This window comes from Nocardia sp. NPDC004722, from assembly GCF_053601505.1.
In genome coordinates, this window is sequence record NZ_JBSGBY010000247.1 from 1 (window position 1) to 11,571 (window position 11,571).

Consider the following 11,571-nt stretch of genomic DNA (forward strand, 5'->3'; position numbering starts at 1 on the left):
CCAGCCCCATGCGATATCCGCATACGCATGGGGCTTCGTCTTGATGGCCGTCGGGACCGAACATTAGCCTGCGGCGACCACGAGTCGCTCCTCTGCATTCCCAACGTTGGGAAGTCTGGTCGAACCTCCGGGACCGCGCGCCCTATGAGATACGGGGATGGACGTCTTCCCACCGATGGGACGGAAGGCGTCATAGCTTCTCAATACGGTCGGCTACCGTCTCATCGGTCCATCGAGAAACTTCTTCCGCCATGGTGAGGACCGCGTGCGTAGATTTCCCTATGTCAAAATCGCACTGTGTGTGCTGGCGGTGTTCGCCGTAACCGGATGTAAGAGCTCACAGCCTGCGTCCTCGGTCCCCGGTGACACGAGTCCCGTGACATCTGTCGCAGGGACGACCCCCGGCCCGACCGCCGCCGTGCCGAGCACAACTACCCCGGCGCCGCCGACCGATTCACCCACCGGTGACATCGCCGTACCGGAGGCTCCCGTCACCCCCAAGCCTGCCATGGCCCCCGCACAGCCGGCCGAACCCTCCAATCAACCTGCTCCGACACTGCCGGATCCAGGTTTCGCTCCACGGGCCGGGTACTGAGGTGCGAAGTCAGCTTCTGTCGACGATTGCCGGTGGGTCGCGGAACACGCGGGTATCCCGGATTCTGCTCAGTACCCTGGTCTTTTTCGGTCTGGAGCACTCGGTGGCCATTGCCGCCGCTGACGACGCCCCCCAGCGCCCCGGCCATGCCCTGGTTGTGCTCGGTGATTCGTACACGGCCAACGGACTTCGGCTCGACGGTGATTCCCTGGACTGCAATCACGGCCCAGCGGCCTGGCCGATCCAGCTGAGCCAGTTCATGGGCGTGGCCGGGACACCGGACTTCGTCGACGTCTCCTGCTCCGGTGCCTCGCTGCACAGCCAAACCGCGTACACGGTGCTGCACGAGGCGCGCCTAGCCGATGCGGCGGGCGCGTTCGGGCCCGGCACCAAGGTCGTCGCGCTGCAGTTCGGCATGAACGACACGTGGGGATCGAGCGACGTCATGCTGTGGGATTCGGTATTCACCTGCATCTTCAACCTTCGCGACGGGTGCGATACCGACGCACTCGACCAGCAGCGCATCCCGGACTACCGCGGACTGACTCCCGCGACGTATGCCGATCGCATCCGCCCGGTCATCGATTTCGTCAAGTACTACGCACCACAGGCGAAGATCGTCTTCGTCGGCTATCCGGAACTGGCCGCACCGAACTCGGATGTGTTCTGCGCCAACGTGCTCGGAGTCGCGCCGATCGTGCAGGGTCGAGGGCGAGCGCTCGCCGAGTATCTGAATCGGCTCGACGACGCCCAGCGTAAGGCTGCCGACATGCTCGGAGCGAGCTTCTTCGACACCCGTACCGTGACTGCGGGTCATGGACTGTGCTCGGCGGAGCCGTGGGTAAACGGCTTCTTCGATCCGCGTGCCGATTTCCTCGGGATGCCGTTTCATTCGGACGCCCGCGGTGACACGGCACTCGCCACCGCGCTTCGACGCTGGATCGCCGGTTGACCGCGCCTGCCTCCGCCGTTGCCCACGGCGCACCGGCGTCGATTGGCCGCCCTCGCCTGCCGACGTTGACCGGCGCGCGCTGGTGGGCTGCGCTGGCGGTCTTCGTGTTGCACGCGTTGGTGCTGTTGCCCGCCTACCCATTCCAGAAGTCCGAACTGTTCCGGCGGATCCATCAGGATTTCCTGCCGATGCAACTCGGCGCGGCGGGGGTCACGTTCTTCTTCGTACTGTCCGGGTTCATCATCTACTGGTCGTTTCGGCCGGGTTCATCCGCGTGGGCGTTCTATCGCAAACGTGTGTTGAAGATCTATCCGACACACCTGGTCGCGGCCCTCACCTTCATCGTGGTCGCCGCGGTGCCGGTGGGTCGGATCGTGCTGTGGCTGCCGAACCTGCTTCTGATACATACGTGGTGGCCGAAGTGGACGACAGTCGGCGGACTGAACATACCTTCGTGGTCGTTGGCCTCGGAGATGCTGTTCTATCTCAGCTTTCCGCTGGCAGCGCCGGTGGTACAACGGATTCCGCCGCGGCGGTTGCTGGCCTGGATAGTGGGTTTGGGACTGTTGGTCCTGGCGCTGCATCTGGTGTATTTCCTCGGTTTCGACGGTCCGCGCGGCACCGCGAACGCTTTCGCCGCCAGGCTCGTTCCCGGTGACACGTCACCCACGGCGGAACTGCACGCCACCCCGCAGTGGTTCGCCCAGCCGGACATTCCCGTGGTGCGGTCCTACTGGTTCAGCTACGACTTCCCGCTGTCACGACTGCCAGAATTCTATGTCGGGGTATTGGCGGCACGGGCTGTGCTCGAAGGCCAGTGGCGCAGTACGCGATTGCTTCCCGTCACGGTGGCGGTGTTCGTCGCGTACGTGGCGAGCTGGGTGGTGCCGATCGACTTCAAGATGTCGGCGTTGGAAGTACTGCCGATGGCGGCGCTGATCGCCACCCTGGCCACCCGCGACATGCGTGGGCTTGGCGGCTTCAACGCCTCACCGACAATGGTGTGGTTCGGCGAGGTGTCCTACGCGTTCTACCTCATCCAATTCCCGATCATGGTATTGGTCACCAGGTATGTCATCGCAGGCCGCCGATTCGGCTTCTTCGGCTGGTTGGGTTGCGCAGCACTGTGTTTCATGCTCGCGCTGGCAGCATCGACAGCCGTCTACCACGGCATCGACAAACCCCTCATGCGCCGTTTCGTCGCAAGGATTTAGTCCCACGACTGGGAATAAGCCCCGGTAGCGCCCGCCTCAGATGCGAAAGAATATGGGACGTGACCAAGGGCTACGACGAAGGCCACTAACGCTTGCTCCGATTCTGGCTGCCAGCTTCGGACTCTTCCTCACCAGATCGGTGCGCGACCGGGTCAAGCCACGCAGGTCGGGCCGGCCAGGCGATGCCCGAATTCGACGCACTCGAACTGGACGAAGTACTCGCGAAGCAGAGCCCGGTTGTCTTGCGCAACGTCGTCTCGATCTGGTCGGTGTTCGACGACTACCAGCCGACACAGTTACGCGAGAAATACGCCGGCCCGAAGCGTGTCCGGGGAACCACGGTGTCGGGTCGGCTTCGGCAACGGATTCGACCCCGCATCAGCAACTTCCCATCAGAGGGAATAGTCGAACTCGGCGGGTTCACTACTTTCGTCGAGATTCGAGGCTCGCTCGTTCGATCGGGGCGAGCCATGACGTGAATCGCTGTCGAAGGGTTGAGGATTCGAATGCAGTCCGGGCGTCGTTCCGCACGTGGCACCCGCCGCCGCACCCATTTCCTCTCGTTCGCACAGGTGCTGGCCGCGGCCGTCGACTCCCACGCCGATTCCACCGCGCTGCGCTTCGATCCGACCGGAATGCCGGGAGATCAACGCGTCCTGACCTACCGGGAGCTCGACGAAACATCCACGCGGCTGGCACGCGAACTGATCGCCCGCGGAATAGGACCGGGCGACATGGTCGCCGTCGGCATCCGACGGTCGGTGGAATCGATCATGTCGGTCTGGGCGGTAGCCAAGACCGGCGCGGCGTACGTCCCCATCGATCCCGCGTATCCCGCCGACCGTATCGAACACATCGTCACCGATTCCGGCGTCGCGCTCGGACTCACCACCACCACACACCGAGATGCCCTCGGCACGCACATCGAATGGCTCGAACTCGACGATCCGCTCGTCCGAACCTCCATGAATGCGCATGCCGCGCATCCCATTTCCTATCTCGATCAAACTCGCCCGCTGCTGCCCGAACACGCGGCTTATGTGATCTACACCTCCGGTTCCACCGGCAAACCCAAAGGCGCGGTGATCACCCACGCCGGGATCGCCACGCTGGCGCTCGTCGGAGCCCGCTACCTGGTGACCAGCCAGTCACGGGTATTACACCTGAGCTCGCCCAGCTTCGATTTCTCACTGATGGAAATGCTGTTCACCTTCGCGGTGGGCGCCACATTGGTGATCGCACCGCCTACCGTTTTCGGTGGTCCCGAACTGGCGGATCTGGCACGACGGCAACAGGTTTCACATCTGCTCATCACCCCCGGTGCACTGGAATCGGTCGATCCGACCGGCCTCGACGACGTGCGCGTCGTGGTGTGTGGCGGCGACCGCTTGGGCTCGGACCTGGTGTCGCGGTGGGTTGTCGACGGCCGCAGACTGTTCAACGCTTACGGCCCCACCGAGGCCACAGTCATGGTCACCACCGGGGAAATGCTGCCCGATCAAGCGATCACCGTGGGTTCGGAGATCGATGGCGTCGGCGCCTTCATCCTGGACGCGCGGCTGCGACCGGTCCCCGAGGGCGTCGTCGGTGAGCTGTACCTGTCAGGTGCGGGCCTGGGACGCGGCTACCTGAACCGACCCGCCCTAACCGCGGAGCGGTTCCTGGCCAACCCGTTCGGCGCCGCGGACGAAACCTCCGGCAGCCGCCTCTACCGGACCGGTGACCTGGTTCGCCGCACCTCGGACGGCCTCATCGAATACTTGGGCCGGTCCGATTTCCAGGTCAAGATCCGCGGCCTGCGCATCGAACTCGGCGAGATCGACAGCGTCCTGACCGCGCATCCGAACGTAGCTTTCGCGGTGACCCTGGGCGCCACCTTGCCCTCGGGCGTCACCGGGCTGGTCGCCTACGCCCTACCCCACCCGGGCGTCGTTCTCGACTCGGCCGAGCTGCTGCGCTTCGCGGCCGAGTCGTTGCCCGCCTATATGATTCCCTCGGCGCTCGTCGTGATCGACGATGTCCCGTTGACCCCCGTCGGCAAGCTCGACCGAGATGCGTTGCCGCCACCGGTGTTCGCCTCCCGGGAATTCCGTGCCCCCACCACCCCGGCCGAGGAAGCGATCGCGACGGTGTTCGCGGCGCTGCTGCTGCCTGCCGACAGCGAGACTCGGATCGGGCTCGAAGACGACTTCTTCGAACTGGGCGGCAACTCACTGCTGGCGGCGCAAGCGGTCGCGCGTATCGGCGACGCTCTGGGCGTCCGAGTGTCGGTGCAGTCGCTGTTCGAGGACTCTTCGGTGGCTGGTCTGGCCACTCTCATCGCGCACACCGCGGAGGGGCGCGGCGGTCCACGCTTGCAGGCGATGCCGCGTCCGGCGCAGATCCCGCTGTCCTACGCACAGCAGCGGATGTGGTTCCACAATCGCTTCGACCCGGCGAGCGCGGTGGACAATATGCCTTTCGTCGCGCGCCTCAGTGGCCGATTGCACCTCGATGCCCTCACCGAGGCAGCCCGTGACCTCGTAGAACGACACGAGGTGCTGCGCACCCGCTATCCCGAATTCGACGGTGTCGGATACCAGGAGATACTGCCGCTCAACGATTCACGTGCGCTGCCGAAGGTCACAGTCCTCGATGTGAGCGAGGACGAAGTGCCCGCACTCGTCGCCGAGATCGCCACGACCCCGTTCGACCTGACCGTCGCACCACCGATTCGACTGCGATTGCTGCGAATCGAAGCCACGGAACACGTTGTGGTCTGCGTGGTTCACCACATCGCGGGCGACGGAGTGTCGATTCGCCCGTTGACCCGTGATCTCATGACCTCCTATCTGGCTCGGACGCGTGGGACCGCGCCGAACTGGGACCCGCTGCCGGTTCAATACGCCGACTACACGCTGTGGCAACGTGAAGCCCTCGGCTCGGAGGACGACGAGCAGTCCGTGTTCTCCCAGCAGATCGCCTACTGGCGCCGGCAGCTCTCCGGCCTACCCGATCAGCTGGACCTGTCCTCGGATCGACCGCGGCCGACGACCGCGTCCGGGCGCGGCGCCACCGCCGGCATCCACATCGATGCGGCGCTGCATAGCGCGTTGACTCGCCTCGCACAGGAGCACAATTCAACGCTGTTCATGGTGATGCACGCCGCGCTGGCGATCGTGCTGGCAAGGCAGAGCGGCACTCGTGACATCACCATCGGCACGCCGATCGCCGGTCGCGGTGAAGCGGCGCTCGACGATCTGATCGGCATGTTCGTCAACACCTTGGTGCTGCGGGCCGACATCGATCCGAGTCTTTCGTTCACTGAACTCCTGCACCGGGTCCGGCGATCCGACGCGGCCGCCTTCGGCCACTCCGACGTTCCCTTCGAACAACTGGTGGACGTGCTCAACCCGCCACGTTCGCCCGGGCTGAATCCGCTGTTTCAGGTGATGCTGTCGTTCCACAACATGGACACCGGCACCCTGGAATTGCCGGAACTCACCATTTCCGGCGTCGATCTGCGGACACACCTGGCCAAGATGGACCTGGATCTGACCGTGGTGCCCTCCGACATCGACGGTGTACCTGCCGGAATGGACGCGACCTTCATCTACGCGACCGACATGTTCGACGAGGGCACGGTCGCGACGTTGGCCGATCGACTGCGGCGCACGCTGGACGCCGTCGCCCAACAACCGCAACGCCCGATCGGTGACCTCGACCTGCTCAGCGACACCGAACGCCGGGCAATGCTGGTGGGCTTCAACGATACCGCGCATGCGCTCGTACCCGAGTTGCTGTTGGACGGCTACCGCAGAACCGCCGCCCGATATCCGGCCCGGGTCGCGATCACCTTCGAAGATACGGCCCTGACCTACGCCGAATTCGACGCGCGGGTCAACCAATTGGCGCGCCTGCTGATCGCCCGCGGGATAGGCGCGGAGTCCCTGGTAGGTTTGGCGATTCGTCGCTCGCTGGATCTCGTCGTCGGCATGTACGCGATTCTCACGGCGGGCGGCGCGTGGGTACCGTTGGATCCCGATCACCCCGCCGACCGCATCCGGCACATTCTCGACATCGCCCGCCCCGACTGCGTTCTGTCCACCACCGCGGACGCGATCGAGATTCCCTCCGGTATCGACATCGTGCATACGGATACCACTGCACTGCAGTGCTTCTCGATCGAGCTGGTCGCTACGGACGAATTGCGGCGGCCGGTACGGCCGGACAACCCCGCCTACGTCATCTTCACCTCCGGTTCGACCGGTCGCCCCAAAGGTGTGACAGTCAGCCACGGCGCCATCCACAACCAAACCAGCTGGATGCTGAGCGAATACCCGATGGGCCCGGACGACGCCTACTTCCAGAAGACCGCCACCACCTTCGATGTGTCGCTCTGGGGCTACTTCATGCCGCTGCGCACTGGGGCGCGACTGGTGATCGCCGACCACGAAGGCCATCGCGACACCGAATACCTGGCCGACCTCATTGCCGCACAAGGTATTACGGTCACTGACTTCGTGCCGTCCATGCTCACCGTGTTCGCGGCGCACACCCGCCCGGGCAGCATGCCGTCCCTGCGCGACATCTTCGTCATCGGCGAAGCCCTGCCGCCGGAAACCGTCACGGCCACCAAGGCTTTGGGAACCGACATCCGGGTCCACAACCTCTACGGGCCGACCGAGGCCGCCGTCTCCATCACCTCCTGGCTCGCGGACGGCACCGATCGAAACAACGTGCCGATCGGAGTGCCGCAGTGGAACAGCCAGGTCTATGTGCTCGACGCGCGCCTGCATCCCGTCGCGGCCGGAGTCCCGGGCGAACTGTATCTGGCCGGTGACCAACTGGCCCGCGGCTACCTGGGCCGCCCCGACCTCACCGCGGACCGATTCCTGGCCAATCCGTTCGGGCCCGAGGGTTCCCGTATGTACCGCACCGGCGACCTGGTGCGCTGGCGGGCCGCGAACGCCGAGCGCCCGGCACGACTGGAGTACATCGGCCGCACCGATTTCCAGGTCAAGTTCCGTGGTCAGCGCATCGAACTGGGCGAGATCGAAACCGCGCTGCTGGCTCAGCCCACCGTCTCCCAGGCTGTGGCAGCTGTCGTGGCGACCCCACTCGGAGATCACCTGGTGGCCTATGTCGTACCCGCCCCCGGCGCGGTCATCGACTCGCAGTCGCTGCTGGCCGCTGCCGCGGACAGCCTGCCCGCCTACATGATTCCCTCCACCGTGGTCGCCCTGGAAGCTGTCCCGTTGAACACCAGCGGCAAGCTCGATCGCAGGGCGCTGCCGGAGCCGGTTTTCGGCACCCGCGAATTCCGCGCTCCCGCAGGTGAGTCCGAGATCGCGGTGGCCCGCGTGTTCGCGGATGTCCTCGGTCTCGAGCAGATCGGCGCAGACGACGATTTCTTCGATCTCGGCGGCAACTCGCTGATGGCCACCCGCCTCGCCGCACGCCTGGGCGAAGCGTTGGGCACCCGGATCGCGGTGCGTGAGGTGTTCGACACCTCGACCGTGGCGGCCCTCGCCGCACGGCTGGCACAGGATTCGCGAGCATCCGAACGCCCGCGCCTGCAGCCCCTACCCCGGCCCGACCACGTGCCGTTGTCTCTTGCGCAGCAACGCATCTGGGTGATCAATCAGATCAACCCGGCCTCCCCCGCGTACAACCTGCCCTTCGCGATCCGCCTGACCGGTGCGTTGCGTGTCGACGCGCTACAACAGGCCGTCCTCGATGTGCTCGAACGGCACGAGGCTTTGCGCACCCGATTCCCGATCGCCGACGGCCTCCCCTTCCAGGACATCCTCTCCGCCGACGCGGTACTGCCGCACGGGCTCGAGATCGTCGCGGGCGGGGCCTCGGCCACCGACGACGTCGTAGCGATGATGACCGCGGGCTTCGACGTCACCACGTCCGCGCCGCTGCGCGCCCGCCTGTTCACCGACACGGCAGCCGAAGAACACATCCTGGTGCTGGTCATCCACCACATCATCGCCGACGGGGCTTCCCTGGCTCCGCTGGCCCGTGATCTGGTGACCGCGTACCTGGCGCGCAGCAACGGCAGCGCCCCGGCCTGGACTCCACTCGCGGTGCAATACGCGGACTACACGCTGTGGCAGCGATCCGCGATCGGGAGCGATGACCACGAGAATTCCGTAGCCGCCGCGCAATTGGCGTACTGGCGCGAGCAGCTGCGCGACCTCACCGACCGGGAACTACCGACCGATCGGCCACGGCCGCACACCCCGTCGGGGCAGGCCGGCACGATCGAGTTCACGGTGCCGGACGACGTGCACCGTACGCTGGATACCCTGGCCCGCGAGCATCGCTCATCGCTGTTCATGGTGGTCCACGCCGCACTGGCGGCACTGCTGTCCCGGCTCTCGGGTGGCGAGGACGTCATCGTCGGCACACCGATCGCGGGCCGAGGCGAACAGGCTCTCGACGACCTCGTCGGCATGTTCGTCAACACGCTGGCGCTTCGGACCCGCGTCGAGGGCGGCACCCCTGTCGCGGACCTCCTCGACAGCGTGCGCGAGACCGACCTCTCGGCCTTCGCGCACGCCGATATTCCGTTCGAACGAGTCGTCGAGGTCGCTGCACCCACCCGCGATACCGGGGGCAGGCCCCTGATCGACGTCGTGCTCTCGTTCGAGAATGTCGAACAGGCCAGCGTGGAGTTGCCCGGCCTGACCGTGTCAGCACTCGACACCGGTGAGGCCACCGCCAAATTCGACCTTCAGGTCGTGGTCGTGCCGCAGGTCGACGCCGAGGGCGCGATCGGGGAGATCACGATCGGACTCGTCTACGCGACCGACCGGTTCGACGAGTCGACGGTGGCCGCGTTCGGCCGACGCTTCGCACGCGTGCTGACGGCCATCGCTGTCGACTCCCGAATCACGGTGGGAGCCATCGACATTCTCGACGAGAGCGAACGCGCACGTCTGCTCGCCGGGCCGACCACGGCCACCTCAGAGGTCTCGGTGACCACACCGCGGGTCTCCACCTTGCCGGAGCTGCTCGAGGCCGCCGTCGAGCAGAATCCCGACGGTCTGGCACTCGTACATGCCGATGCCGTCGAAACCCTCTCCACGATGGAGTATTTCGAGCTCGACGAGTATTCGACACGGGTGGCGAGACTGCTCATCGACAGGGGTGTGGGTCCCGAAGACCGAGTCGCTCTGGCCATCACACGGTCCGCCGAGTCGGTGGTGGCGGTCTGGGCGATCGCCAAGACCGGCGCGGCCTTCGTGCCCGTGGACCCGCGGTATCCGAGTGAACGCATCGCCTACTTGCTCACCGATTCGGGTGCGACCCTGGGCCTCACCGTGGACGCCGTCCGCACCGAAATGCCCGACACCCTGGAGTGGCTGGTGCTCGACAGCGCCGAGCTGGGTCGGCGAATCGACGACTACCCGGGTGACCCGATCGCCGACGCGGACCGGGTACGGCCGCTGCACGCGGCGCACCCGGCCTACGTCATCTACACCTCCGGTTCCACCGGCCGCCCCAAGGGCGTGGAGGTCAGCCACGCGGGCTTGGCGAGCCTGTGTACGCAGCAGCGTGAACGCTTTCGGGTCACCAATTCGTCGCGCACACTGCATTTCGCCTCGCCGTCCTTCGATGCCTCGATCCTGGAGCTGCTGCTGGCCGTCGGCGCGGCGGCGACCATGGTGGTGGTCTCCCCCGACGTCTACGGCGGCGACGACTTGGCGGCGGTGCTGCGGCGAGAGAAGGTGACCCACGCCTTCATGACCCCGGCCGCGGTGGCGTCGCTGGACCCGGCCGGGCTGGACCGACTGCGCGTCGTGGTGGTGGGTGGTGAGGCCTGCCCGCCCGATCTCGTCCGGCGTTGGGTGACACCGATTTCCGGTCGACGCACCCGGGAGTTCTACAACCTCTACGGACCGACTGAAACCACGATCGCGACCAATATCAGCGCCGCGCTGACGCCGGGAGACCCGGTGACCATCGGCGGACCGCTGCGCGCGGTGACCGAATACGTCCTCGATAGCCGGCTCGCGCCCGTGCCGGACGACGTGGCGGGCGAGTTGTACATCGCCGGTGCGCAACTCGCGCGTGGCTACGCGGACCGTCCCGCCTTGACCGCGGCGAGGTTCGTGGCCAACCCGTTCGCACCGGGCGACCGCATGTATCGCACCGGCGATCTGGTGCGCTGGGCCGGAGACGACATCGAATACCTGGGCCGCAACGACTTCCAGGTCAAGATTCGCGGCTTCCGCATCGAACTCGGCGAAATCGACGCACTGCTCACCGCCCATGACGATGTCGACTTCGCCGCGACCGTCGGCCATCGACTCGACACCGACGCGACGATACTGGCCGCCTACGTTCATGCCGCACCGGGCACGCAGCTGAACGTCGAATCGCTACACGCGTACGCCGCCGAGCGTCTGCCCGCGCACATGGTGCCGAGTTCGATCACCATCCTCGAGTCGATTCCGCTGACCCCGACCGGCAAATTGGATCGCCAGGCACTGCCGAAACCTGTCCTGCGGGTCAAGGACTTCCGTGCCCCCGCGGGGGACCTCGAGATCCTGGTCGCGGAGATATTCGGCGAACTGCTGAATGTCGAGCATCCGATCGGCGCCGACGACGACTTCTTCGACCTGGGCGGCAACTCCCTCATCGCCACTCGAGTGACAGCTCGGGTCGGAGCGGCGATCTCGTCGCATGTACCGGTGATTCTGCTGTTCGAGGCCTCCACGGTGGCCGGATTCGCCGCGCGACTGCCCGAGGCCGACCTCGACCGCCGTCGCCCCATGACGGTCGTCCCGCGACCGCAACACATCCCGCTCTCCCCG

General features: G+C 65.9%; 4 protein-coding genes. All 4 read left to right on the forward strand.

The window, feature by feature from the left end; genetic code table 11:
• Positions 1 to 698: 698 nt before the first annotated feature.
• Positions 699 to 1,547: an SGNH/GDSL hydrolase family protein gene (locus tag ACWELQ_RS23365; RefSeq protein ID WP_452399172.1), complete on the forward strand. Its 849-nt coding sequence runs from the start codon at positions 699 to 701 to the stop codon at positions 1,545 to 1,547.
• Positions 1,544 to 2,761 (forward strand): acyltransferase family protein, encoded by a 1,218-nt coding sequence (locus ACWELQ_RS23370; protein WP_452399173.1) that lies wholly within the window; start codon positions 1,544 to 1,546, stop codon positions 2,759 to 2,761. The genes ACWELQ_RS23365 and ACWELQ_RS23370 overlap by 4 nt, the downstream gene beginning before the upstream one ends.
• Positions 2,762 to 2,943: 182 nt before the next feature.
• The gene (locus ACWELQ_RS23375) at positions 2,944 to 3,240 is read left to right on the forward strand and encodes a hypothetical protein (protein ID WP_452399174.1); all 297 of its coding nucleotides are present in this window, start codon (positions 2,944 to 2,946) and stop codon (positions 3,238 to 3,240) included.
• Positions 3,241 to 3,267: 27 nt separating this feature from the next.
• Positions 3,268 to 11,571 (forward strand): amino acid adenylation domain-containing protein (locus ACWELQ_RS23380; RefSeq protein WP_452399175.1); only part of this gene is annotated, 8,304 nt, incomplete at its 3' end.